This window comes from Pseudomonas abietaniphila (assembly GCF_900100795.1).
Lineage (GTDB): Bacteria > Pseudomonadota > Gammaproteobacteria > Pseudomonadales > Pseudomonadaceae > Aquipseudomonas > Aquipseudomonas abietaniphila.
The window spans coordinates 137,800-163,732 of sequence record NZ_FNCO01000011.1 but is presented as its reverse complement, the minus strand read 5'-3'; the positions used below and the strand labels follow the sequence as shown (position 1 = coordinate 163,732).

The window sequence follows — 25,933 nt, the reverse complement described above, 5'->3', positions numbered from 1 at the left end:
AAGGCGAGTGATACCTCAGCGTTTAACCGGCGCCGGTAGGGTCACCAGCTTGACGTACTCGTCCCAGAATCTTGGCTGATCCACCGCGAACACCACCTTGGCCTTCTGCGTGCCGACCGGCGCGCCTTTTTTATACCCCATCGAACGGCCGTAATCCGGGCCGAAATGGGCGTCGACATCCACCCACAGGTCTTTCGATTCAGTCACCAGTTCCGGGTGCACCAGGAACAGTGCAGGCAGGCTGTCCCACGTGAAGCTGTGATGGTTCGGGTCCTTGTCGAACTCAGGCCCGAGCACTGTTTTGTACAGATCAGGGATCACGCCTTTCTGCGACACGATCCGCTTGTACACCGACGCGTCGAAGATGACGTTCTCGCAGACGTCGTTGGGGAAGATCACGTGCTCGATCGGCGAGCGCAGGACGATTTTTGCCGCCTCCGGGTCGAACCACCAGTTGAATTCCGCGGCGGGCGTGGTGTTGCCAGGAATCTCGATGGCGCCGCCCATGTAGACGATGCGCTTGATCAACGGCACGATTTCCGGCGCGCTGCGGATGGCCAGTGCAATGTTGGTCAGTGGGCCAACGGCGAGAATCGTCACCTCGTGCGGGTTTTTCTTCACGCTGTCGACAATGAACTGCACGGCGGATTCGCTGCGCAGTGTCGTGTGTGTCGCCAAGCCGTCCGGTGGCGCGACCAGCTGCGAGGCCGCAGTGGGACGGGGATTCTTGAACGCGCCCGGCCAGCCGGATCCGAACAGGGCTTTTTCCTGCTCATAGGACGCGAAGTCGTGCAGCAGCGGATAGGCCGCGCCGGTGTAAACGCCGATTTCATTCTCCACGCCCATGCGCTCGACGGCCTTGAGCGCGTCGACCTGCTCCTGATCGACCCAGGCATTGCCGCTGACCAGCGTCATGCCCAGCAGGTCGATGCGTTTTTGCGCATGCAGCTGCGCGAGCATGATGAAGGCCTGACCGTCATCGTTGAGCACGTTGAAGTCGGTATCGAAGATCACCTTTTCCGCCGCCTGCAGTGAGGTTGCGGACAGCCCGAGGGTCAAGGCCAGGGCACAGCTTTTGATTAACGCCTGCATGGTCGTGTTCCACAGTTGTTGGAGAAATACAGACCCTGTAGGAGCGCGCTTGCCCGCGATTGGGATCTGTCTGTGACATTGATGCGCATGACACACCGCAATCGCGGGCAAGCGCGCTCCTACAGGGTTGGTGTCGATTATCTGTTCACCAGCTTCGCCGGCAGCGCCACGACCAGCAGGCTGCTGAGAATCAGGCAACCGGCGAAGAACCACAGCGCGCCTGCGCTGCTGCCGGTGACGTCGATCGCGATGCCCATCATCGAGTTGCTGACCAGCCCGGCGATGTTGGCCAGCGAGCACGCCAGGGCGAAGCCGGTGGCGGCCGCGCGGCCCTTCAGGAACGTCGCTGGCAGGCTGAAGAACACGGGCACTGCGCCGATGATTGCCGCCGACGCGACAGCGAACAACGCCACGGTCGCGACCACGTTATGGGTGAAGAATGGGCTGGCGGCCATGGCCACCGCACCGATCCAGAACGGCACGATGATGTGCCAGCGGCGCTCGCGGCGGCGGTCGGAGCTGGCGCCGATCATCAGCATGCCGATCAGCGCGGCCACGCTGGGCAGCGCGGTCAGAATCCCGATGTGGAAGGTGTCGGTCACCCCGGCATTCTTGATGAAGGTCGGCATCCAGAAGCCCATGGCGTAGGCGCTGAGCAGGATCGAGAAGTCGATACCGCCGAGCATCCACACCTTCAGGTTGAAAAAGCCGTCACGGAAGCTGTGCTTGCTGTCTTTGCCTTCGGCATCGTCCAGACGCAGCTCGCCCTCCAGCAGCGTCTGCTCGGAAGCGTTCAGCCATTTCGCATCTTTCGGTGCGTTCGGCAGGGCCCAGAAGGTCAGTACGCCAAGCAGCACACTGGGCACGCCTTCGATCAGGAACAACCACTGCCAGCCGCGCAGCCCCGCCGTCTGGTCGAAATGCCCCATGATCCAGCCGGACAGTGGACCGCCGATGACGCTCGACAGCGGCAGACCGATCATGAACAGCGCAATGATGCGGCCGCGACGGTAGGTCGGGAACCAGGTGGTCAGGTAGAACAGCACGCCCGGCAGAAAGCCTGCTTCGGCGGCGCCCAGAAAGAAGCGCAGGATGTAGAACTGCATCGGCGTGCTGACGAACAGCGTGCAGGCCGAGAGCAGGCCCCAGGTGATCATGATCCGGGCGATCCAGATCTTCGCACCGACTTTTTCCAGCACCAGGTTGCTCGGCACTTCGAACAGGATATAGCCGACGAAAAACAACCCGGCACCCAGGCCGAAGGCGGTTTCGCTGAAGTGCAGCTGATCGAGCATCTGCAGCTTGGCAAAGCCGATGTTGATGCGGTCAAGGTACGCGGCCAGGTAGCAGAAACACAGGAACGGAATGAGCTTCCAGGTGATCTTGTGGTACAGCGCTTTGATCGGGTCCGCGACAACGGTCGCGGCGGTTTCTACATTCGCAGAGGGCATGGGTGTCTCCTGGCGGTTCTTCGACCGATGAGCACAGTCGCGGCAGATCTTGCCTGCGTTTGCTGCGTTCTCATACGGCCTGTTGTGGTTTTTGTTTGCCGCACATCCAGTACTTTGGCAAGCACCGGGTGGCGGCTTCCAAAGGCAGTGTCAGAAGACTGGGCGTCGCTTCGCCGGTCCATGGCGAAACGGTGTCCAGTGAGTGCGCGATTAACCTGCGCGACCAGTGCTCTGTGGCCTGGTTCTGACGGCGGAATGTCCGTTTCTGCCGGTGAAGCGTTTGTTGCATGCTCCTTTCGGCTACCGATCTGCTGTGGGAGCGAATTCATTCGCGATGCGTTGGGTCAGGCGACAAATGTGTGCCGAATGTACCCACGTCTCGCGAATAAATTCGCTCCCACAGGTTTCGTGTTGGCCTGACAGGGCGCGGTCGTCTCAGGTCATTTCTTGAACTGGTTAATAGCCTCCTGCTTGCTCACCACGTCCCCGTATTTGCTGTCGATGTCGAACAGGTTGGCCTCGTGCGGATCGGGGTGGCGGTCGCCGACACATTCACGCACCACGATGGTCCGGAACCCGTGCTGCACGGCGTCTACCGCCGTCGCCCGGATACAGCCGCTTGTCGAGCAGCCGGCCAGGACCACGGTATCGATGCCCATGGCGTGCAGCATCGAGGCGAGTGACGTGCCGAAGAACGAGCTGGCGTATTGCTTGCTGATCACCACTTCTTCCGGCAGCGGCAGCACTTCTTCGCAGAACGCCGCCAGCGGGTTGCCCTCGACCATGTCGTTCATCACCGGTGCTTTCTTCACCCACATGCCGCCATCGGCAAAATGCCCAGGGTGATAGCGGATGTTGGTGTGCACCACCGCAATGCCGTGTTGCCGCGCGCTGGCGAGCAGCTCGACGCTCTCGGCCACGGCGCTGACCACGCCCGGTGCAAACAGCGGTGCGCCGGGTTGGGTGTAACCCTGCATGAAGTCGATCATCAGCAAGGCCGGTTTCTGACCGAAGCCAATGCGATTGCCCCAGACGCCCTGATAGTTGGCGTCGGCGCTTTGCTGTTCACTCATTCCGTTCTCCTTTTGCAACTTGAGTGGTTGGCGGCAAACACGCTCCTACATAACGTTCAGCGCCAGATGAGCGACGTCGCTAGCGCAATGTCGTGCCCAAAAAATCACCAAACGCCGCAAAGAACCCCGGCAGGTTGTCCCACGGGATCATGTGCCCGGCGTTTTCCACGCGGGCGATCAGGATCGCGGGTTGCAATTGGCGGATTTCCGCTTCGTCCTCGGCCTGAATCACGCCGCCACGGCCGGCCACGATGAGCAGGGCAGGGACGGGCAGGTTCGGCAGGTCCTGATGGAAATCCACCTCGTGGAAGTCGTTGAAGGCACGCACGATGGCCGGCTCGTAGCAGGTGTGCAGCCATTCGGCGCGCAATTGCAATTGTTCGTCGGTCCAGGTCGGGCAGAAGACACGCATGTCTTCGGCGCTCATGCCGGTTTGAGACTGACGAATGGAATCCACGTACCACGGCAGTTTCGAGGGGTATTCACGACGACCTGGCCCTGAGACGGGCGGATCGATCAGCACCAGGCTCTTCAGGCCACGGGGATTGCGCACGGAGGTCCGCGCCGCGAATCGTGCGCCCATGGAGTGGCCGACCAAGTGATAACTGTCGAGCCCCATGGCGTCGGCAAACGCGCTGATGTCATCGGCGCAGGTGTCGACGCTGTAATTCAGCTCCGGGCCGCTGGAAGACAGACCACGACCTCGGGCATCGATCACATACGTATCAAAGTACTGACCCAGTCGCTCGGCCACGAAACCCCAGGTGATCGCCGGGCTGGTGATGCCAGGGATCAGGATCAGTGCCGGCTTGTCGGCGTGCCGTGTACCGCCGTAGCGCAGATAGTGCTGCCGGATACCGTTGGCTTGAACGTTACCGCCCTGAATGAATGTGCTCATGCGATGGCCCCCGATTTCAGTTCCTGGCCATACAGGTCGTACCCATAGACCCACGCGGGGTCTTCCTGGGTGCGAAGCCAGGTGTTGGCATTAGAAACCGCCTGAACCCGGGAGGCGCGCTCCTTGCGGTTGGCTTCATACAGCTCGAAGGCGGTGCGGTAATCGGTGAGCCCGGTTTCCTGCAGGCAGCGTGTCAGCATCGCGGCGTCTTCGATGGCCATGCCGGCGCCTTGCGCCATGTGGGGTTTCATCGGGTGGCAGGCATCGCCCAGCAGTACCAGACGGCCACGGCTCCACAGCGGCAGCGGGTTGCGGTTGAGCAGCGGCCACTTGGTCACGCTCTCGGTCGATTCGATCAGCGCCTGCACGGTCGGGTGATAGTCGGCGAAGGCTTCATACATTTCCGCCTGACTGCTGTCGACGAAGTTGCCGTCGAAATCCCATGCCGGGTGCGGAACGCCGGTGACGTAGTAGTACTCATCGCGCTTGCCGGTGGTGTGATAGACCATCATGTGACGGTCCTCGCTCCACCACTTCACGCAGTTCTCGAAATTCAGGTTGTATTTGGTCAGCACGTCGCTGCGAATCAGCGCGCGGTGTGCGACCCAGCCGCTGTACAGCGGTTTTTCATGACCGAGCAGCTCTTCGCGGATCTTCGAGTTGATGCCGTCGGCGCCGATCACAATGTCCGCGTCGGCATGGGTGCCGTCGGCAAAGTTCAGGCGCACGCCATTGTCGCGTTCTTCAAGGGTGGTCAGGCATTTGCTGAAGTGCACGCTGCCCGGCGCGAGGGTGGACATTTGCAAGGCGTGCAGGTCGCCGCGGTGGACGGTGATGTAGGCCGCGCCATATTCCTTGCGTGAGAACTCGCCGAGTGCGATGCGGGACATGTAGTCCCCGGTCGCACCGTCACGGCTGAACCAGAAATCCGGATGGGAACCCATGTCACTGAGCTGCTGCTCGATGCCCATGCGCCGAAAGATTTTCATGATGTTCGGACCCATGTGGATCCCTGCACCGATGCGCGAGAACTCAGGCGCCTGCTCATAGACATCGACCTTGAAACCGGCCTGCTGCAACAGCGTGGCAGCGGCTGCACCACCCAGACCGGCTCCGACGATGGCGATTGTTTGCGAACTGGGCGTAGCGGGATGAGTTGGCATGGCGCGCTTCCTTCGTGTTTCGTGAATCTCGATGAGTGGTGGGGCGAACATCGTGGCCGCCGCATTACGTTTTTAAAGTGTATACGCTGAAATTTTGAAATGTGAACTGGTATTTCAAAAAATACCCTGCGACGTCGCAAACAGGCATGTCACCCTTGGTAACCCAGCAAATACGCCATGTGTGTGCGTAAGTAACGAAGTGGCGCGTCTATTGCAGACCGCGTTCAATTGATGTCTTATCGCGTTTAATTAGTGTGTACGCTTCAAAAAATGCACTAGTCTGATGCGGGATGCCTTTCAATGGTGCATTCGGCGCCATGTGATTGATCTGAGCCGAGTGACGAGGAGACAAGAGATGCCCGTTAGCGATTGCGAATTGACCCAGATGTTCGAACACGTCTTGAAACTGTCGAAGGTGGACACGACCCAGAGCGTTGCAGTGCTCAAGAGCCACTATTCCGATGCGCGCACCGTGCGCGCGGCCATGGACGCCGCCCAGCGTCTGGGCGCCAAGGTCTATGCGGTGGAATTGCCGTCGTTCAATCATCCCAAGGCCATGGGCAATGACATGACCGCGTACTGCGGCGACACCGCGCTGACCGGCAACCTCGCGGCCCAGCGCGCGCTGGAGGCGGCGGACCTGGTCGTCGACACCATGATGCTGCTGCACTCCCCGGAACAGGAGCAGATCCTCAAGACCGGTACGCGCATCCTGCTTGCGGTCGAGCCGCCGGAAGTGCTGGCGCGCATGCTGCCTACCCTGGCCGACAAGGAGCGGGTGCTGGCGGCTGAAAAGGTGCTGAAATCGGCGCGCTCGATTCATGTGAAGTCCCGCGCCGGCAGTGATTTTCGCGCCCAGCTGGGTCAATACCCTTCGGTGACGGAGTACGGTTTCGCCGACGAACCGGGCCGTTGGGACCACTGGCCCAGCGGGTTTCTGTTCTCCTGGCCAAACGAAGAAACGGCAGAAGGCACGCTGGTGATCGACATCGGCGACATCGTGCTGCCGTTCAAGAACTATTCCCGCGAGCAGATCGTTCTGGAGATCGAAAAGGGCTTTATCACCGGGATCAAGGGCGGCTTCGAGGCTGAGTACCTGCGCGATTACATGAAGTATTTCAATGATCCCGAGGTGTACGGCATTTCCCACATTGGCTGGGGCTTGCAGCCGCGCGCGCAATGGACCGCCATGGGCCTGCACGACAAGAACGACGGCATGTGCATGGACGCCCGGGCGTTCTATGGCAACTTCCTGTTCTCCACCGGCCCGAACACAGAGGTGGGCGGGACGCGCAAGACGCCGTGCCATCTGGACATTCCGCTGAGGCATTGCGACATCTATCTGGACGATCAGGCCGTGGTGTTGGGCGGCGATGTGGTTGCGCCCGAGGCGTCGAAGGCCTGAAGCGGGCCGTCCATGACAATGCAGGTTTCAAACCTGTGGGAACGAATTCATTCGCGATGCACCCGTACGGCCGCCGGAGATGTGTTGGCTGTACCACCGTCTCGCGAATGAATTCGCTCCCACAGTTCGGACTGCGGTGGGCTGACGATTCCCCTGTCAGCTTGCAACCGTTAATGTACCCACCACTTTTACGTCCCTTGTCGAACGAGCGCTCCGTGTCCACTGATCATTCATCCAACAACCATCAGCCCTATACCTTCTCCGAGCAGGTCGGCCACTTGCTGCGCAAGGCGTATCAACGCCATCTGGCGATCTTTCAGCAGAACGTGGGTGATTCGCAGCTCACGGCGGTGCAGTTCGTGACGTTGTGTGCGCTGCGCGATCACGGGCCCAGCTCGCAGACCGAGCTGGTCAAGGCCACGGCAGTGGATCAGGCGACGATTCGGGGCATCGTCGACCGGCTCAAAGCGCGTGACCTGATCAGCCTCGATCCAGACCCCGAGGATCGCCGCAAGGTCATCTGCAGCCTGACCGACAGCGGCCTTCAGTTGGTGCAGGATACGGTGCCACGGGCGGCGCAGATATCCGAACTCACACTGGCCAGGCTCAACCCGGCTGAACGTGTGGCGGTGCTGTTTCTGCTGCGCAAATTGATCGACGAGCCTGAGGAGTAAGCCGGTTCGTCTCCTTTTCGCCACGATATGATCGTACCCACGCTCCGCGTGGGCATGCCTGTGCTGACGCTCCGCGTCATTGTTTGAGGACGCGAAACGTCCAGAGTTGAGTGACCACACGGAGCGTGGGATCCTTCAAACTCTTCCATTAAAAACCTCCATTTCCATACAGCCAGATCCCTCCGTCCTACAGCCTTTTCTCCAGTGGCACGCTTCCTGCTCTCCTTTTGTGAAGTGAATACTTCATCAAAAGCGCGAGGCGCTGAGTAACACAGGGGGAGTGCGATATGAGCGAGCAGCCGGTGATGGCGCAAAAGACCGTGACGCTTAACGTCAACGGTCAGGCCGCGTCCGTCACAGCCATGCCAGACACGCCGCTGCTGCTGATCTTCCGCAACGACCTGGCCCTCAACGGCCCGAAGTACGGTTGCGGGTTGGGGGAGTGCGGCGCGTGCACGGTGATCATTGACGGGGTGGCGGCACGCGCCTGCGTGTTTCCTCTGGCCGGTGCCGAAGGGCGCGAAATCACCACGCTGGAAGGCATCGGTTCGCGGGCGTGCCCGCACCCGGTGCAGCAGGCCTTCATCGACGAGCAAGCCGCGCAATGCGGCTACTGCATGAACGGCATGATCATGACGGCCAAAGCTTTGCTCGACCGTAACCCGCACCCCAGCGAATCGGAAATCCGCAACGAACTCTCGGCCAACCTCTGCCGTTGCGGCACCCATATCGAAATCCTCCGTGCGGTCATGCGTGCCGCTCGCCACCCGCTTTGAACGGAGCGAATCCCTTGAACCAGCCCATCACGCCTCCCACGACATTGCCCACGCCGACCCGCGACCACCTGTTGGCCAAGAACGGGGTCCTGCTGATCGTCGATGACATCCTGCCGCCTTCAGGGCCGGTCGCCAAAGGCGGCACGCCCACGGTCAAGCCCAAGGAACTGGGGCTGTTCATCGCCATCGACCAGGACAACACGGTCTACGCCTTCAACGGCCATGTGGACCTCGGCACCGGTATTCGCACCTCCCTGGCGCAGATCGTCGCCGAAGAGCTCGACCTGCGCATGGACCAGGTCACGATGATACTGGGCGACACCGAGCGCGCGCCGAATCAGGGCGCGACCATTGCCAGTGCAACGTTGCAGATCTCCGCGATTCCGTTGCGCAATGCCGCTGCCGAAGCGCGGCGATACCTGCTTGAACAGGCGGCGCAACGTTGGGGAGTCAGTGCGGACTCGCTGGTGATCGAACACGGGGTGATCAGTGCCCAGGATGGTCGCAGCCTGCGCTTTGGCGAGTTGCTGGTCGACCAGCACGTCGAGCTGCGTATTTCCGGCAATGCGCCGCTCAAGCGCCTGGAAGATTACAACCTGGTCGGAACGGTTGCAGCGCGCGTCGACATTCCGGCCAAGGCCACCGGCGAATTGACCTACGTCCACGACATGCGTTTGCCCGACATGCTCCACGGCCGTGTCATTCGTCCGCCCTATGCCGGTTACGACACGGGCGAGTTTGTCGGCACCAGCCTGCTGGAGGTCGATGAGTCGTCCATTGCGCACATTCCCGGCATTGTCCGCATTGTGGTGATCCGCGATTTCATCGGCGTCGTTGCGATGCGCGAAGAGCAGGCCGCCAAAGCCGCGCGGGAGCTGAAAGCCACCTGGAAACCCTGGCAGCACCCGTTGCCTGACATGAGCGACATTGAGCAGGCGATTCGCGACAACCCGAGCGTTCAGCGGGTGGTGCTGGACAAGGGCAATGTCGACGAAGCCCTGGCCAACGCCAGCGAACGGATGAAGCGCACGTATCTCTGGCCCTACCAGATCCATGGCTCCATTGGACCGTCATGCGGGCTGGCGGATTACCGCGAGGATGGCATCCGGGTCTGGTCAGGCACGCAGAACCCGCACATGCTGCGCGCCGATCTGGCTTGGTTGCTGGAGTACCCCGAAGAAAAGATCGAGATCATCCGCATGGAGGCGGCGGGTTGCTATGGCCGCAACTGTGCCGACGACGTGTGTGCCGACGCTGTCTTGCTGTCGCGGGCCGTCGGCCTTCCGGTTCGGGTGCAACTGACCCGCGAACAGGAACACGCGTGGGAGCCCAAGGGCACGGCGCAATTGATGGAGGTCGATGGTGGCCTGACGGCGGAAGGCACCATTGCCGGTTATGACTTCATCACCAGTTACCCGTCCAACAACTCGCCGACCCTGGCGTTGCTGCTGACCGGGCGCGTCGAGCCGGTCGCGGCCATGTTCGAAATGGGCGACCGCACCTCGATTCCGCCGTACGACATCGAGCACATGCGGGTCACGATCAACGACATGGCGCCCATTGTCCGCGCGTCATGGATGCGCGGTGTATCGGCACTTCCCAACACCTTCGCTCACGAGTCCTACATTGATGAGTTGGCTTTCGCGGCGGGGGTGGATCCGGTTGAGTACCGTTTGCGCTACCTGCACGACGACCGCGCCTCGGAACTGGTGCGCGCCACCGCCGAGCGTGCGAACTGGTCGCCGCGCACACAGCCCATGCAAATCCCGGAAGAAGACGGCGTGCTTCGCGGTCGGGGCTTTGCCTACGCGCGTTACATCCACAGCAAGTTTCCCGGCTTCGGTGCGGCGTGGGCGGCGTGGGTCGCGGACGTTGCGGTGGACAAGCACACTGGCGATGTTTCGGTCACGCGGGTGGTGATCGGCCACGACGCCGGGATGATGGTCAATCCGGCGGGCGTGCAGCATCAGATTCATGGCAACGTCATTCAGTCCACCAGCCGCGTGCTGAAAGAGCGTGTGACGTTCGAGGAGTCGCTGGTCGCAAGCAAGGAATGGGGCGGTTATCCGATCCTGACCTTCCCGGAAGTGCCCAAGGTCGACGTCATGATGATGCCGCGTCAGGCTGAACCGCCGATGGGGGCGGGCGAGTCGGCGTCGGTGCCCAGCGCTGCGGCGATCGCCAATGCGGTCTACGATGCCACCGGCATCCGCTTTCGGGAGCTGCCGATCACCCCCGAGCGCATCCTGGCAGCGCTGAAAAATGCAGGCGATGAGGCGAACAGCAACCCGCCGCAATCGCCCAGGGCCAAGCGTTCGAAATGGCTGTTCGGGTCGTTGTTCGCGGCGTTCGGCGCGGTGTTGGGCATGACCGCGACCGCCTTGCCATGGCGCGCCGAAATCGCCCCCATTGCACCTCCGAACGCGGGCACCTGGTCGGCGGCCACGCTTGAGCGCGGGCGTTTGCTGGCCTCGGCGGGGGATTGCGCGGTCTGTCATACCGCACCGGACGGCACCGTCAACGCGGGCGGTCTGGCGATGCAAACCCCATTCGGCACCCTGCACAGCAGCAACATTACGCCCGATCCTGAAACCGGCATCGGCAACTGGTCCTATCCGGCTTTCGAGCGGGCGATGCGTGACGGCATCAGTCGCGACGGCAAGCACCTATATCCGGCGTTTCCCTACACCGCCTTCCGAAATATCGACGACGCCGACATGCAGGCGTTGTACGCCTATTTGATGTCGCAAGCGCCGGTCAAACAGGTTCAGCCGGCCAACAGCATGCAGTTCCCGTTCAACATGCGCCCGTTGATGGCGGGCTGGAACGCGCTGTTTCTGCGCAAGGGCGAGGTGCAGACGCAACCGCAGCAAAGCGCGCAGTGGAACCGCGGACAGTATCTGGTCAATGGTCTGGGTCACTGCGCCGCGTGCCATTCACCGCGCAACCTGATGGGTGCGGAGAAGGGCGGTGCGTCGTTTCTGGCGGGCGGCATGGTCGACGGCTGGGAGGCGCCTGCACTGAACAGCCTGTCGAAAGCACCGACGCCGTGGACCGAAGACCAGTTGTTCAATTACCTGAGCACGGGCTATTCCGATGCCCATGGCGTGGCGGCCGGACCGATGGGGCCTGTGGTGTCGGAACTGGCGAAATTGCCGACATCGGATGTGCGGGCGATGGCGGTGTATCTCGCCTCGTTGAATGGCTCGGCTGATGCGACACCGGCCGTCACCGAAGTCGCCTCGGCGGCTGAATCTGCTGCGGCGGTCTCAGCGCAATCGCTGAGCAATGGTCAGCGGGTGTTCGAAGGGTCTTGCCAGGGCTGTCACGCCGACGGGCTGGGGCCGAAGCTGTTTGGGGTCAGTCCGTCGCTGGCGAGCAATACCAACGTTCACAGCGCACTGCCGGATAACCTGATCAAGGTGATTCAGCAGGGAATTTCCAAGCCAGCGACGCCGGATCTGGGCTACATGCCGGGGTTCAAGGACAGTCTTTCGAATACGCAGATTAGCGATCTTGCGGCTTACTTGCGCAGCCGCTTCGCCCCGAATGAACCTCAGTGGACGGGGTTGTCGGAAAAAGTGGCGCATCTGAAAGCCAATCCCGGCACCCACTGACATCGCCGGCCTTGAAGGACACCCCATCACCCTGTGGGAGCTGCCGGAGGTTACACGGTGGCGAAAGCGACTTGCCTGACACACCGCATGGACGCGGAGCGTCCGGGACGGGGTTACCACGCGGAGCGTGGGAACCATCAGGAATCCGCGTGGCCCTGAATGACACCCCATGACCCTGTGGGAGCTGCCGGAGGTTACGACGGTGGCGAAAGCGATTCGTCTGACACACCGCATGGACGCGGAGCGCGGGGACCATCAGGACAGGGGGCAGCGCATTTCGTGGATCATTCCTGCACGGGGTGGGTGTTAATCGTCGCGTTCGGCAACACCCTCACTCCGCGCACCACCAGGTCCTGAATGAACGCCAGCCAGTCCTGCCGCTGCCCCTGCGCGCCCATGTCCTGGCCCAGGAACGAGGTCAGGGTGTGCAGGTTGGAGTTATAGAAGTAGCAGAGCGAGGCGATCATCAGGTAGACGTGCTTGAGGTCCACATCACGCCGGAACAGGCCTTGCTCCTGACCTGCTTCGATGATCGGTTTGAGCACGCCCACGGCCTCGCCGGACAAGCGACGCAGCTCGCTGGACTGTTTGGCGTGCTTGCCCTTGTGCAGGTTTTCGATGCTGAGGATCGCCACGAATTCCGGGTGCGTCACGTAGTAGTCCCACACGAACGCCACCAGTTGACGCAGCGTCTCGACGGGCGTCGACGGGTCCAGCTTCAGCGTGCTTTCGGCTTGGTTGAACCGCTCGTACGTGTGCTCAAGCACTTTGACGAACAGTTTTTCCTTACTGCCGAAGTAGTAATAGATCATCCGGTCGTTGGACTCGGCCTCGGCGGAAATCTTCTCGATGCGCCCGCCCGAGTACCCGTCGCGGGTGAAGACCGTGATGGCGGCCTGGAGGATGCGGGCGCGCGTCTGGTCGGCCTGTTGCGCGCGGACGCCGGTGTTCTTGCTCATGGTCGTCAGAGAATCCGGTACAGCAGACGTTCGACACGCACCCGGCTGACCCGGCGCAGAAACGTGCGCACGCCCATCGGGTATTCGCTCAGCGTGTCCAGTTCGTCGAACTTGCCGACGCGGTGGGTGTTGCGCATCAACAGGGCGATTTCCTCGGCGCGGGGTGTGAGCCATTCACTTTTGGGGTCGTCGATCAGCACCGCGTTTTCCAGGTCGAGCTGGAAGGCCCGAGGATTGAGGTTGTTGCCGGTCAGCAGCGTATAGCGCTCGTCGGCCCACAACCCCTTCAGGTGGTAGGTGTTGTCGCCGTCTTTCCACAGGTGGATGTTCAGACGGTGCCTGGCAACGGCCGTTTGATGCTTCTGCATGAAGCGTCGCAGGCTGATTTCATAAAGATAAGGCAGCGCCGAGATCACCTTGAACGGTTCCTCTGGCGGGATGAAGAAGTCGTTGGCGGTCTTGTCGCCAATGATGATGTCGATCTTCACGCCCCGCTTGAGCGCGCGGTTGATCTCGCGTTTCACCGAGAGCGGCATGTTGAAATACGGTGTGCACAGCGTCAGTTGATGTTGGGTTGCCGCGATCAGGTCGCACAACACTTTGCTCAGCGGGTTTTTGCTGCCGATGCCGAGCAGCGGAATGAGGCGAAACTCGCCGTTCTCACGGACACCTTCATTGATGTCATAGCTGGCGCGTTTGAGGCGCTGACGGAACTGGCGGATTTCCCCGCGAATGCTGCGAGAGGCAGGCGGCGAGGGCAGGTCGAGGCGATGCACGGCGTCGGATGGCAGGATTTCCTGCGTCACCAGACGCTGGAAAGAGTCGGCCAGGGCCTTGTTTTCCAGCAGTTGATAGCGGTCGAGGCGGTACTTGTTCAGCTTGTGCAGGTAGACGTTGTTGATGCTGGCGCCGGTGTAGAGGACGCAATCGTCGATGATGCTGCCCTTCAGGTGCAACACGCCGAACAGCTCGCGGGTCTGCACTGGCACGCCATAGATCGGCACCTCCTGATCGTGCTCCAGGTTCTGCGCCTGATACCACGCCGAGTTCCCGGCCTGTTTGCCAGCACCGATCAACCCGCGCTGGGCCCGGAACCAGTCGACCAGCACCACGATGTCGAGGTTCGGCCGTGCGGCTTTGGCGGCATACAGGGCGTCGAGGATTTCCTGACCGGCTTCGTCCTGCTGCAGGTACAACGCCACGATGCAGATGCGCTGAGTGGCCGACGCAATCTTTTCGAGCAGGGTCCGGCGATAGTCGGCGGCGCTGGGCAGGATGGTGATGGCCGCGCTGGACGATTCAAAGCCGCGCAGCGCTGCAAGGGTAGAACGTCGGAAGGGAGCCCGCATAAGCCTCTCGATGAGTCGAAATCAACAGCGCACGAGCTTACACCAGAGTGCGCCCTCTGGTGGTTTTGGCAGCAGCATCGTTGACTTGTTCAGCGAAATTTCAGCAAGCGGGGCAGGTCGGTGCGACAGGTCCCTCATCTGTAGGAGCGCGCTTGCCCGCGATGGCGTCGGGCCAGTCGATGACGATTCAACCGACCCGACGCCATCGCGGGCAAGCGCGCTCCTACAAAGGCGGTTTGGCGCAATGATCAGAAATCGATGGTTCCCGAGAACTTCACCAGACGTGGATCGCCCTGGGTCAGGTAACCGCCGTTGGCCGAGGCCCAGTAATCCTTGTTGGCGATGTTCTCGACGTTGACGCGCAAGGTCACGTCCTTTTCCGCCACCTTGAAGGCGTAGCGAGCGCCGGCGTCGAAGCGGTTCCAGCTCGGCAGGCTGAGGTTGTTGGCCTGATCGGCGTATTGACCGCCTGTGCGCAGGAAGCGGGTGTTCAAGGAAACACCCTGCAAGCCCGGCACATCCCAGTCGACACTGGCGTTCATCAGGAAGGTCGGTACGCCGATGGCGTGGTTGCCATCGGTTGTCCCGCCCGCCGTGTCTTCCAGTTTCGACTCCAGGCGTGTGGCGCCGGCCAGCAGGCGCAGGCCTTCAAGCGGTTCTCCGTAGACGCTGAACTCCACGCCACGGTTGATCTGTTTGCCGTCGCGCACGAAGAAGTTGGTCGTCGTGTCAATGAAGCCATCGGTTGGTTTTTCGATACGGAACGCGGCGAGGTTGGCGCCGAATGAACCCATGTCTAGCTTGATGCCTGCCTCAAGCTGTTTGGTGCGGCCTGGCGGGAATGACTGACCGACGTTCAGTACGGTGCCGCCGGCGGTCGGACCTTGGGCCAGGCCTTCGATGCGGTTGGCGTACAGGGAGACAGTGTCGATCGGTTTGTAGACGATGCCGTACACCGGCGTGGTGATCCCGTCGTCGTACAGCGAGGTGCGAGCCCCCGTGCCGACGCTGTAGTTTTCGACACGCAACTGCTGCCGACGGACGCCGTAGGTCAACAACAACGTGTCGTCGAAGAAGCCTAGGGTGTCCGAGAGCGCAACGCTGCGGTTACGGGTCTTGCCCGCGAGATCCGGATCACCAAGGTCCCCCGACGCAAACGTCACGTTGGTGGGCTTTGGCACGGACGGGGTGTTGTAGATGTTGGTCGGTGTGCCGCTGTAGAAGACGAAACCGTTTTCCTGTCGGGTCCAGATGCTGGACACACCCAACGCTACCTGGTGGCTGACCGGTCCGGTCTGGAACTTGCCGTTCAGGCCCGCCATGACGGTGCCGTTTTGTTCGTTGTGGTTGATGTTCGAGCCGCCGATGGTGGCCGCGCCAGTCGTGGCGTTGTTTAGGACCGGGGTGCCGTAGGTGCCGACTTCTCGCGTGCGTTTGCCGCCGCCTGCCAGGTAGGCGGTCCAGCTGTCGCTCAGGTCCCACTCACCCCGCACCATGCCGAAGGTGTCTTCGGTTTCCTGGTGAGTCCAGTTCTGGCCGTAGTTATGGTCGGCGTCCGGTGCATGGGGAATGCCGGTCAGCCCGGCGCCCAGCTGCACGTTGTTGCGCAGGTGGTTGATGCGTTCTTTCTGATACCCAAAGTCGGTGGACAGGCGGAAATTGTCGCCCCGGTAATCAAGCCCGCCGATGAACAGCTTGGATCGTTGATCCATATCGTCGATGGCTGTTTCGCCTTCGCGCTGGCTGAGGTTTACCCGTGCGCCGAAACGGTTGTCTTCACCGAAGCGCTGACCCAGGTCCAGATGCTCGCCGACACGGCCGTCGGTGCTGATGTCCTGGGTGTAGCGTCGGGTGGGGGTGTCCTGAGCGCGCTTGGGTTGCAGGTTGACGCTGCCGCCCAGGCCGGTGCCGGTCGGGCTGGCACCGTTGATGAAGGCATTGGGGCCTTTGAAGACTTCGACGCGTTCCACCGAGTCGACGGAAATGATCTGACGCGGCAGCACGCCGTAAAGACCGTTAAACGAAATGTCGTCGCCGTTCAGTGGCAGGCCGCGGATGGTAAAGGCTTGCGCCTGGTTACCGAAACCACCTGACTGACGCACCGACGGGTCGTTCAGCAACACATCGCCCACGTTTTCAGCCTGCTGGTCCTCAATGAGCTTCGAGGTGTAGCTGGTCATCGTGAACGGCACGCTCATGTTGTCCTGATTACCCAGCACGCCCATTTGCCCGCCTCGTGCGACCTGGCCGCCCGCGAATGCCTCCGGCAGAGCGCCTGGGGCCTGCTGAATGGCTTGAGCATCGACGGCGGTCGCGCCCAGTTCGATGGCTTGATCGGCCGCGTAGGCGCTAGCACTGACCGAGCAGCACAGCGCGAGCAATGTCGGGCGGGAGGGGAGGCGTAGGGCCATCGGGAAGCTTCCTGTAGATGTCTAGTCTGCGAAAAGCCTCCCTGGCAATGCGAATGTTTCTTCGGCGCAGATGCTATCAGGAAGTGATTGCGAATTGTTATCACTTTGATGTTGTTTTTTTACATTTTTTTCACATCCTCGTTTTGGGTGGCTTACACCTTCAAAACAAGCTTCCCGTTGTTCTCACCCTTGAACAGCATCTGCAAGGTTTCCGGGAATGTCTCCAGCCCTTCGACGACGTGTTCTTTGCTCTTGAGCTTGCCCTGTGCCAGCCAGCCGGCCATCTCCTTGCCTGCCTTCTGAAAGTTCGCGGCGTGATCCATGACCACAAAACCTTCCATGCGGGCGCGGTTGACCAGCAGTGACAGGTAATTGGCCGGGCCTTTGACGGCTTCCTTGTTGTTGTACTGACTGATCGCGCCGCAGATCACCACGCGCGCCTTCAAGGCGAGTCGGGTCAGCACGGCATCGAGGATGTCGCCGCCGACGTTGTCGAAATACACGTCGATCCCATTCGGGCATTCACGTTTCAGTGCTGCATGGATGTCTTCGCTCTTGTAATCGATCGCTCCGTCAAAGCCGAACTCATTGATCAGCGTTTTGCATTTGTCCTGGCCACCCGCGATACCGATCACGCGGCAGCCTTTGATTTTCGCGATCTGCCCGGCCACGCTGCCTACCGCACCCGCTGCACCCGAAATGACGACGGTCTCGCCTTCTTTCGGCTGACCCACTTCAAGCAGGGCGAAATACGCCGACATGCCAGTCATGCCCAGCGCCGCCAGGTACACCGGCAGCGGCAACAGTTTAGGGTCGACTTTGTGGAAGCCCTTGGGCTCGCCCACGAAATAGTCTTGCACGCCCAGAACGCCCTGCACGTAATCGCCGACCGCGAAGGCCGGGTTCTGCGATTCAACGACCTTGCCCACGCCCAGCGCGCGCATCACCGCGCCCAGTTCGACCGGCGCAATGTATGACTTGCCTTCGTTCATCCAGCCACGCATGGCCGGGTCCAGCGACAGGTACTCGGCTTTGACCACGATCTGCCCCGACGCGGGCTCGGCAACCGGCACCGTCTGAAAGGTGAAGTCATCCCGGCTGGCGGGGCCCGCTGGACGGCGGGCGAGAAGGAATTGGCGGTTGTTCAGCGCAGTCATGGCAGGGTCCTGAATGAAAGGGAAAGGCCAGTGATAGACCTGGAATCGATGATGGGCAAGCAAAGACCGCAAGGCGAATGCGCAACGATCCATGCCGATGATGCTGTCGGCGGGTCAATATCACCCGTGTTCATGATCCCGTAACCGGGGCTTTGATAGTGCTGACCGGATGCCCTATCCCATGGATAAACTCCTTCGCAACGGGCTGTAAGCCTTCCTGAAAAAAACGACAACACAGGACGATTCCATGAGCATGACGTTTTCCGGACAGGTGGCCCTGGTCACTGGCGCAGCCGCAGGCATTGGTCGGGCGACCGCGTTGGCCTTTGCCGAACAGGGCCTGAAAGTCGTTGCCGTCGACCTGGATGCCGAGGGCGGGGAGGGCACCGCTGAGCTGATTCGCCACGCCGGCGGCGAAGCCCTGTTCCTGCGCTGCGACGTGACCCGGGAAGGGGACGTGCAACAGATGATGGTCAACGCCGTGGAAGCGTACGGTCGCGTGGACTATGCGTTCAACAACGCCGGCATCGAGATCGAAAAAGGCCGTCTGGCGGAGGGCAGCGAAGCTGAATTCGACGCGATCATGGGCGTCAACGTCAAAGGTGTGTGGCTGTGCATGAAGTACCAGTTGCCGGTCATGCTCGCGCAGGGCGGTGGCGCAATCGTCAACACCGCCTCCGTCGCCGGACTGGGTGCCGCGCCGAAGATGAGCATCTACGCCGCGTCCAAACACGCCGTGATCGGGCTGACCAAATCGGCGGCCATCGAATACGCCAAGAAGCAGATCCGGGTCAACGCCGTATGCCCCGCGGTGATCGACACCGACATGTTCCGCCGCGCCCACGAAGCCGACCCGCGCAAAGCCGAGTTTGCCGCCACCATGCACCCGGTCGGCCGGATCGGCAAAGTCGAAGAAATCGCCGCCGCCGTGTTGTACCTGTGCAGCGACGGCGCAGCCTTCACCACCGGTCATTCACTGGCGGTCGATGGCGGTGTCACGGCTTTTTAATTCCACAGATCAGACATGGGTTGCCTGCAGGCGGTGGGCGGCGTTCCGATGAATGCGGTGGGTCAGACATATCCATGCTGAATGACACACCGCATTCGTCAGCAAGTTGACTCCCACAGTCTCCGGGATCGTCACGGTTCTGCGGATCGACACACAACCTGTAGGAGCAATCGGAGGTTACGACGGTCGCGAATGCGGTGTGTCAGTCGACCTTGAGGCAACTGACCCACCGCGTTTTTAAGGCCGCCCATGACGCTCTGTGCAATTCGGTTTCGACGCAGAGCGTCGGAAAATGCATTCCCACGCGGAGCGTGCGGAACGATCAGCAAACTATTCGTGAGCAAGCTCACACACAGGCTTTGTGTTTATTCCGCGATTGAGGTGAAAGCGCGGCAGGACCGTCCCGATAATGCGAACTGCCACGCCGCATTCGCTGCCGTCGTAACCTCCGACGTCTCCTACAGGGAATGCGTCGATCGCGATATCTCCAGCCAACGCAAAAACACCGCAGCAGCCTTTACGCATCCAGCGCTTTCAGCAACGTCTTGCCGGTATTCAACAACTCCTGCGCCAACCCCTCATCCGTCACCGCACGCGACAACCCGATTGCCCCGACCAACGTGCACATGGCCAACAGCGCCTGAGCGCGCTTCTTCGAGGGCTGCTTACTGCTTGTCAACGCCGTGATCACCGCCAGTTCCTTCTGCAACTCCTGCGTGTACACCTCACGGATCGAATCGCTGCTGCGCGCGACATCATTCATCACGGCGGCCAAGGCGCAGCCCGACCCCGGGTCGTTCAGGTGCCGCTCGCTCAGGTAACTGTCCACCAGATCGGTCAGGGTCAGGGTCGATTCCGGATCGGTGTATTTTTCCAGCGCCTTGGTGCGCTTGTTGAACGCGCACTGCAACGCTTCTTCGACTAACTTTTCCCGTGATTCGAAATGCTTGTAGAAGCCGCCGCCGGTTCGGCCTGCCTCTTTCATCAGGTCGGCCACACCGATGCCGTTCAGCCCGACTTCTCGGAAACGCTCGGCTGCGAGGTTGACGATGTGTTCGTGAATGACGGCTTTCTCTGCCTGTGAGCGCGACATGGAAATCTCCGGTGACTGCTTTTCGTAACGATATGGTGAGCGATCATACGCCAAATACCGTCTGGGAAATTTTTTATTTGGAGTATGGACGAAATCCAAAATAGGCGTATGGTTGTGCTCCATAGCGGTTCGGCAAACACCGGGCCTCCCATCCTTTGCATGAGCTTCAAGGAGCTACCATGAGCGTCAACGGCAAAACCATTCTGATCACCGGCGGCAACAGCGGCATTGGCCTGGCCACGGCGAGACTGCTGTTGGAAAACGGTGCGCGTGTCGCCATCACCGGTCGCGATCAAGCCAAACTCGATGCAGCCGTGGCCGAGTTGGGCGGCGATGTATTGGGCATCAAGGCCGACGTGAACAACCTCGCCGACATCGATGTGGTGGTGAAGAAAATCAGCGAAGCGTTCGGCAGCCTTGATGTGGTATTCGCCAACGCCGGTATCTCTGGCGCGACCCCGCTGGGCAGCACCACCCTCGAAGCGTTCGAGTCGATCGTGCGCACCAACCTGACGTCGGTGTTCTTCACGGTGCAGGGCGTGTTGCCGCTGCTGAAAGAAGGCAGCTCGGTAATCCTCAACGGCTCGGTCATGCGCGAACTCGGCTCGCCGGGCTCGTCCGCCTATTCGGCCACCAAGGGCGCGATCACCTCGATGGCCAAAGTGTTTGCGTCGGAGCTGGCGCCCAAGGGGATTCGCGTCAACACCGTGATCCCGGGTGCCACCCGCACGCCGATCTGGACACGCGGTTCACGTGCAGGCGCCACGGTCGATGCCACTGAAAAAGCCATCGCACCGCGCATTCCGATGGGCCGCTTCTCCGATCCTGAAGAACTGGCCCAGGCCGTGATGTTCCTGGCATCGAACGCCTCGTCCGGCATGACCGCCGCCGAGATCGTGGTCGATGGCGGCAACATCGGCGCGCCATGGGGTATTCCGCTGTTTCGCGGCTGATCCCTCGTTGTTCTGAGGCTCCCCTGCGACGGTATTCAGCTAAGCTCCTTGGGCTGTTTACCTTCCGGGAGCTTCGATGGATCACCTGTGGTTCGCTTATCCGTTGCTCAGCGCGTCGCTGCTGCTGATCGTTGATCTGGTGCTGTGGCAATGGATGCATCCCCGACTGCTGCGGCGCAAGCTGGTGCTTCGGCTGGTGCTGTTCGTGATGTTCAGCATGGCGCTGCTCGATGGCGGTTTGAGCCCGCTGTATCCGGTGCCGATGGACTGGTCGGTGCCGCGGCATGTGCTCGGAACGATCCTGACCATCACATGGTGGCTGTTCGGCGCACGGACCTTGACGGTTCTGGCGGTGGTGGTCATGGAGCCGCGCATCGGCGGCAAGGGCCATTTGCTGCAAGACGTCATGGGCGCGATCATTTTCCTGGTGGCTGCCGTGGCCGCTGCGGGCTATGTACTGGACCTGCCGGTCAAAGGCCTGCTCGCAACCTCGGGCGCCGTGGCGATCATTTTCGGTCTGGCGGTGCAAAGTACGCTGGGCGACGTGTTTTCCGGGATCGTCCTCAATGCGACCAAGCCGTTTCGCGTCGATGACTGGATTCGGGTCGACGACATCGAAGGCAAAGTCATCGAGATCGACTGGCGCTCGACGCATTTGCTGACCTCCGAAGGCAGCATGGCGGTGATCCCGAACGCCATGGCGGCGAAAACGCGCATCGTCAACTTCAGCCGCCCCGACCACTTTCATTCCGTCACCCTGTCCATCGAACTGCCCACGCGGTTGCGCCCCAGCGTGGTGCTGGACTCGCTGGACAAAGCGCTGCTGGGTTGCCGTGAGTTACTCGCACAACCCAAGCCATCGGCGGTGGTGGTGAAGTCGGGGCTGCGCAGCGTCGAATATGAAGTGACCGGGTACGTGAAATCCCGAGATCGTCGTTCAGCCGTGCGCAATCAACTGTTTGACCTGATTCACCGGCAACTGGCCTCGACCGAAACGCGGATGGATCAGTTGCGGCCCGCGACGCGGCAGTCCGCTGTGCTCAATACGGTGGGCGCGTTGCGTATGCTCAGTGACGATGACCGCGCACAGCTTGAGCAGCACATGCGACTCGCCGCCTATTCGGCGAAGGACGTGGTACTGGCCGAAGGGGTGATTCCCGACGCGCTGTACATCGTTGAGTCGGGTGTGATCTCGGTGGCGATCCAGCGCCCGGAGGGCTGGCTGGAAGTCGGTCGCATGGGGCCGGGCGAATTGCTCGGTGAAACCGGGTTTGTGGACGGCACGCCCACCGTGGGGCGTTTTTGCGCGTACACCGATTGCATGGTTTACCGCATCGAGAAAGCTGATCTGGAACCCTGGCTGGAGGCCCATCCCGAGCTGATCGGTGCGCTGGCCGGCCTGGCGAAATTCCGCGCCAAGGCACGTGCCGCGATGCTGGAGACAAAACCGGTGATCGTCGATCCCAGCGGGTTTCTCGGCTGGCTGCGCAAGAGCGTCACGCGTTTTCAGGTCAACCGGGATCAGGGCCCGACCGACAAGATGAGTTGAGCCCGACGCTGGATTCAAGAAAGGGAGTGCTCTACATTGCCGGTTCATTCGAACGTCAGCCGAGTCCTTGAAATGCCTGTATCCCGCACGATCCTCAACCCCAACGTCTTGCGCGCGGGCGATGCCTTGGCGCTGGTGTCGCCTGCCGGTCCTGTGGCCGAGGCGAGGGTTCAAGCGGCGGTGCGTGAGTTGACGTCCTGGGGTTTGCGGCCACGGGTTTACCCCCATGCGCTGGACGCCGAGCATTTTCTCGCAGGCAGCGACGCCAACCGTGCCGCAGACCTTAACGACGCCCTGGCCGACCCCGAGATCCGTGCGGTGCTGTGCAACCGAGGCGGCTACGGCGTGCAGCGAATCCTTGAGCATCTGGACTACGATGCCGTGCGCCGCGATCCGAAGCTGGTCGTTGGCTTTTCCGACATCACGGCGTTGCACGCGGCGTTGTGGAACCGCGCGGGGCTGGTGACCGTTCATGGCCCGGTGGCCGCGCAACTGGAGCGAGGCGGCGAGTTTGCCAGCACATTGCGGCATGCCTTGATGAGCACCGAACCGATGGTGGTGCAGGCCGACTCTGCTGAGCCGACCTTCAGCGTGCGGACATCGGGCGCTGTCGAAGGCACCTTGTTGGGCGGCAACCTGAGCATGCTCAGCACGTGTGTCGGCACCCCGTTCATGCCGGACCTCGAGGGCGCGATCCTGCTCATCGAAGATGTCGGCGAACTGGCCTATAGGGTTGACCGTCTGCTCACTCATCTGCGCAACGGCGGCATTCTGCAACGGGTCGGCGGCATCGCCATCGGCCAGTTCAGCGAACCGGGCCATGGCAACAACCCGATCAAACCGCCCGATGTCTTGATCGAGCGACTGGCCGATCTGGGTGTTCCTCTGCTGGGCGGATTGCCGATTGGTCACGGCGATCGCAACCTCGCCGTCGCGCTGGGTAGCCGCGCCGTTCTGGACGCAGACGCCGGCACCCTGACGGTTGCACCTGCCGCGCGTTGACCGCCGGTCAGCGTGAGCGTTACCTGCGCACGAACTGTCACTGAAAGCCCGTTTTCGCGCCGTCATGGCGCGTTACCTTTCGTCGCATGGCCTCGTTAAATGCGGGCTTTGCGGCACCTCGCTCCCTGTTGAGAAATCTGGATACGCCGATAACCATTCTGGAAGCGACGTTGGCGTAGCTATTTGCCATTATTCCGACGTCAAAGACTTGTTTTGCGCCTGACCCGTTGCGAATCTGCACGAAAATTGAATGGCCGTGCTCACATGGCCTCGTTGTGTGTGCCTTTTAGCTGTGACTGGGGACTGATCGTATGATTTCGGCCGTGCAAACGCGTTTTGCCAATCTCGGAATGGCGAAGAAACTGGCCATCGGCTTCGTGCTGGTGCTCCTGTTGACCGCCTTGGTCGCCGCCATCGGGGTCTGGTCGCTGCGATCGATCAGCGTGCATTTTGACAGTCTCAAAGACATGAACGCGCTCAACACCGGTCTCAACCGGGTCCGACTGCTTGAGCAGGACTTCGCGCTGCACAGCGATCCGAAGGTGGTCGACGAACTGCATGCAGGGCTCGACGCCTTGAACGCCCAGGCTGAAGCGCTCAAATCCAGCTCGGCGGTGAATCAGCGGGTCATGACCGAGGTTCAGCAAGCGCTCGCCGCCTACCGCAAATCCTTCGACGAATTCGTCAGCATCAGTCAGAGCAAGGACCTGGCACTGGAAATGGCCAGCTGGTCGGTGTCCAGCGTTGCCAACAACCTCGACGTGTTGCAGGCCGGCCTTGCCGACGACGGCGCCTATACGCTGAAGGATTCCCAAGGCCAGCAAGGCTCGGAGTTCATCGAGCAATCGGCCCAGGTCAGCCAGATTTCCAAATTGATGATGCAGGCCATGGACGAGGCCCGCGTGCGCCTGGACAAGAGCCGCAAGACCGGTTCAGGCGAAGAGGCCAAAACCGGCAAAATTGAACAGACAGTGCAAGCGCAAGAGTCTGCCGAGCAACTCAAGGGCGTGATCAAGGATCCCGGCTACCTCACGGTATTGACCGAGGTCAGCGGGCACATCACCAACTTCGGCGATAAGCTCAACGAGTACACCGGCCTGTTGGCCGACGAGGCCAAGGTTTCCCAGCAACTGGCTGCCAACGCCAAAACCGTCGTGCAGCAAGTGAATCAGGCGTATGACGCGGAAGATCAGTCGATGATGGGCGAGCTGCAGGCCAACTCGATGAAGATCATTGGTTCCTCGGTGCTGGCGTTGATCGTCGGCCTGATCGCTTCGTTCGTCATTACCCGGATCATTGTTGCGCCACTGCGCAGCGTCATTGCCATCGCCCAGCGCATTGCCGCCGGCGACCTGAGCGGCACTGTACAGGTCACGCGCAAGGATGAGATTGGTCAGTTGATGCAGGCCATGCAGCAGATGGGCGCAGGGTTGAGCGGGATCGTCAGCGGTCTGCAAGCGGGGATCGAACAACTGGCGAGCTCGGCGCATTCCTTGTCGGCCGTCACCGAGCAGACCAACCTGGAAGTCAGCTCCCAGAAAGAAGAAACCGAACAAGTGGCCACGGCCATGAACCAGATGACGGCGACCGTGCACGACGTTGCGCGCAATGCCGAGGAAGCCGCCCTGGCCGCGCAGACCGCCGACACCAAGGTCGACAGCGGTCAGGCAGTGGTGCGTCAGAGCATGCAGCGCATCGAGCAACTGGCGACCTCGGCCAACTCGGCCAGTCACAGCATCGAAAACCTCAGTGCCGAGATCCAGAACATCGGCAAGGTGCTGGGGGTGATCAAAAGCGTTGCCGAACAAACCAACCTGCTGGCCCTCAACGCCGCCATCGAAGCCGCGCGGGCGGGCGAACAGGGCAGGGGCTTTGCGGTGGTGGCGGATGAAGTGCGGGCCCTGGCCAAGCGCACCCAGCAATCGACCGAGGAAATCGAGCGCCTGGTGACAAGCCTGCAAAGTGGCGCGCAGGCGTCGGTGGCACAGATTCAAAGCAGCGGTGAACTGGTGAAGCTGGCCGTCAGCGACGCGCTGCAAACCGAAAGCGCGCTGGGCAGCATTGCCGCGGCGGTGTCGTTGATCCAGCAGATGAACCAGCAGATCGCGGCGGCGGCCGAAGAGCAGAGCTCTGTGGCCGAAGAGATCAACCGCAGCGTCACCAGCATCCGTGCCAGCGCCGATCAGTCCGCCGTGGCGATGCGGGGCAATGCTGCGTCCAGCATTGAGCTGGCGTCACTGGGCATGGAATTGAAAGGGATGGTGGGGCATTTCAGGTTGTGAGCCTGAGTTGCACTGCCTAC

19 protein-coding genes and 1 pseudogene are annotated in these 25,933 nt (G+C 61.3%); 10 read left to right on the top strand and 10 right to left on the bottom strand.

Features of this window, described 5'->3' with window-relative positions:
* Nucleotides 1-15 precede the first annotated feature (15 nt).
* The 5 genes from BLS87_RS21035 to BLS87_RS21015 all read right to left on the bottom strand — a co-directional run bounded on the left by BLS87_RS21035 (nt 16) and on the right by BLS87_RS21015 (nt 5,677).
* Complete coding sequence (locus BLS87_RS21035) at nt 16-1,092, bottom strand: nucleoside hydrolase (protein ID WP_074755227.1); 1,077 nt, start codon at nt 1,090-1,092, stop codon at nt 16-18.
* A gap of 137 nt (nt 1,093-1,229) precedes the next feature.
* Complete coding sequence (locus BLS87_RS21030) at nt 1,230-2,543, bottom strand: MFS transporter (protein WP_074755225.1); 1,314 nt, start codon at nt 2,541-2,543, stop codon at nt 1,230-1,232.
* A gap of 440 nt (nt 2,544-2,983) precedes the next feature.
* Nucleotides 2,984-3,616 carry an N-carbamoylsarcosine amidohydrolase gene (locus tag BLS87_RS21025; protein WP_074755223.1) on the bottom strand — a complete coding sequence of 211 codons (633 nt, stop codon included), beginning with the start codon at nt 3,614-3,616 and terminating at the stop codon, nt 2,984-2,986.
* 79 nt (nt 3,617-3,695) lie between these two features.
* Nucleotides 3,696-4,514, bottom strand: coding sequence for an alpha/beta fold hydrolase (locus BLS87_RS21020; protein ID WP_074755221.1), 819 nt, complete (start codon nt 4,512-4,514; stop codon nt 3,696-3,698).
* Nucleotides 4,511-5,677, bottom strand: coding sequence for an FAD-dependent monooxygenase (locus tag BLS87_RS21015; protein ID WP_074755219.1), 1,167 nt, complete (start codon nt 5,675-5,677; stop codon nt 4,511-4,513). The genes BLS87_RS21020 and BLS87_RS21015 overlap by 4 nt, the downstream gene beginning before the upstream one ends.
* Nucleotides 5,678-6,032: 355 nt before the next feature.
* On the opposite strand from BLS87_RS21015, the gene BLS87_RS21010 reads away from it, so the two are divergent.
* The 4 genes from BLS87_RS21010 (at nt 6,033) to BLS87_RS20995 (ending at nt 12,149) form a co-directional block, all read left to right on the top strand.
* Nucleotides 6,033-7,082, top strand: coding sequence for a 2,5-dihydroxypyridine 5,6-dioxygenase (locus BLS87_RS21010; protein ID WP_074755217.1), 1,050 nt, complete (start codon nt 6,033-6,035; stop codon nt 7,080-7,082).
* A 215-nt stretch (nt 7,083-7,297) separates the two neighbouring features.
* Complete coding sequence (locus tag BLS87_RS21005) at nt 7,298-7,756, top strand: MarR family winged helix-turn-helix transcriptional regulator (RefSeq protein ID WP_074755215.1); 459 nt, start codon at nt 7,298-7,300, stop codon at nt 7,754-7,756.
* A gap of 287 nt (nt 7,757-8,043) precedes the next feature.
* Nucleotides 8,044-8,532 (top strand): (2Fe-2S)-binding protein, encoded by a 489-nt coding sequence (locus BLS87_RS21000; RefSeq protein WP_074755213.1) that lies wholly within the window; start codon nt 8,044-8,046, stop codon nt 8,530-8,532.
* Between the two features lie 14 nt (nt 8,533-8,546).
* Entirely contained in the window at nt 8,547-12,149 is a 3,603-nt protein-coding gene (locus BLS87_RS20995) for a molybdopterin cofactor-binding domain-containing protein (RefSeq protein ID WP_244165879.1), read from the top strand.
* 284 nt (nt 12,150-12,433) lie between these two features.
* On the opposite strand, the gene BLS87_RS20990 is transcribed toward BLS87_RS20995, so the two are convergent.
* The 4 genes from BLS87_RS20990 to BLS87_RS20975 form a co-directional block, all read right to left on the bottom strand.
* Nucleotides 12,434-13,108, bottom strand: coding sequence for a TetR/AcrR family transcriptional regulator (locus BLS87_RS20990; RefSeq protein WP_074755211.1), 675 nt, complete (start codon nt 13,106-13,108; stop codon nt 12,434-12,436).
* Nucleotides 13,109-13,113: 5 nt separating this feature from the next.
* Entirely contained in the window at nt 13,114-14,457 is a 1,344-nt protein-coding gene (gene pssA / locus BLS87_RS20985) for a CDP-diacylglycerol--serine O-phosphatidyltransferase (protein WP_074755209.1), read from the bottom strand.
* 248 nt (nt 14,458-14,705) lie between these two features.
* Entirely contained in the window at nt 14,706-16,868 is a 2,163-nt protein-coding gene (locus BLS87_RS20980) for a TonB-dependent receptor (RefSeq protein WP_074755207.1), read from the bottom strand.
* 152 nt (nt 16,869-17,020) lie between these two features.
* Nucleotides 17,021-18,025: an NADP-dependent oxidoreductase gene (locus BLS87_RS20975; RefSeq protein WP_074755205.1), complete on the bottom strand. Its 1,005-nt coding sequence runs from the start codon at nt 18,023-18,025 to the stop codon at nt 17,021-17,023.
* 247 nt (nt 18,026-18,272) lie between these two features.
* Here BLS87_RS20975 and BLS87_RS20970 point away from each other — a divergent pair, with 247 nt between their 5' ends.
* Nucleotides 18,273-19,034: an SDR family oxidoreductase gene (locus BLS87_RS20970; RefSeq protein WP_074755203.1), complete on the top strand. Its 762-nt coding sequence runs from the start codon at nt 18,273-18,275 to the stop codon at nt 19,032-19,034.
* 517 nt (nt 19,035-19,551) lie between these two features.
* On the opposite strand, the gene BLS87_RS20965 is transcribed toward BLS87_RS20970, so the two are convergent.
* A complete protein-coding gene (locus BLS87_RS20965; protein ID WP_074755201.1) occupies nt 19,552-20,127 on the bottom strand; it encodes a TetR/AcrR family transcriptional regulator in 576 nt (191 codons plus the stop codon).
* A gap of 179 nt (nt 20,128-20,306) precedes the next feature.
* Between BLS87_RS20965 and BLS87_RS20960 the strand changes: the two genes are divergently transcribed.
* The 5 genes and pseudogenes from BLS87_RS20960 to BLS87_RS35300 all read left to right on the top strand — a co-directional run bounded on the left by BLS87_RS20960 (nt 20,307) and on the right by BLS87_RS35300 (nt 25,913).
* Nucleotides 20,307-21,080 carry an SDR family oxidoreductase gene (locus BLS87_RS20960; protein WP_074755199.1) on the top strand — a complete coding sequence of 258 codons (774 nt, stop codon included), beginning with the start codon at nt 20,307-20,309 and terminating at the stop codon, nt 21,078-21,080.
* A gap of 76 nt (nt 21,081-21,156) precedes the next feature.
* A complete protein-coding gene (locus BLS87_RS20955) occupies nt 21,157-22,629 on the top strand; it encodes a mechanosensitive ion channel domain-containing protein (RefSeq protein WP_074755197.1) in 1,473 nt (490 codons plus the stop codon).
* A 72-nt stretch (nt 22,630-22,701) separates the two neighbouring features.
* A complete protein-coding gene (locus BLS87_RS20950; protein ID WP_074755195.1) occupies nt 22,702-23,631 on the top strand; it encodes a S66 peptidase family protein in 930 nt (309 codons plus the stop codon).
* A gap of 311 nt (nt 23,632-23,942) precedes the next feature.
* Nucleotides 23,943-25,004, top strand: a pseudogene (locus tag BLS87_RS35305) (methyl-accepting chemotaxis protein); the annotation flags it as partial.
* Between the two features lie 27 nt (nt 25,005-25,031).
* A complete protein-coding gene (locus BLS87_RS35300; RefSeq protein ID WP_425262240.1) occupies nt 25,032-25,913 on the top strand; it encodes a methyl-accepting chemotaxis protein in 882 nt (293 codons plus the stop codon).
* The last annotated feature ends 20 nt before the right edge of the window (nt 25,914-25,933 follow it).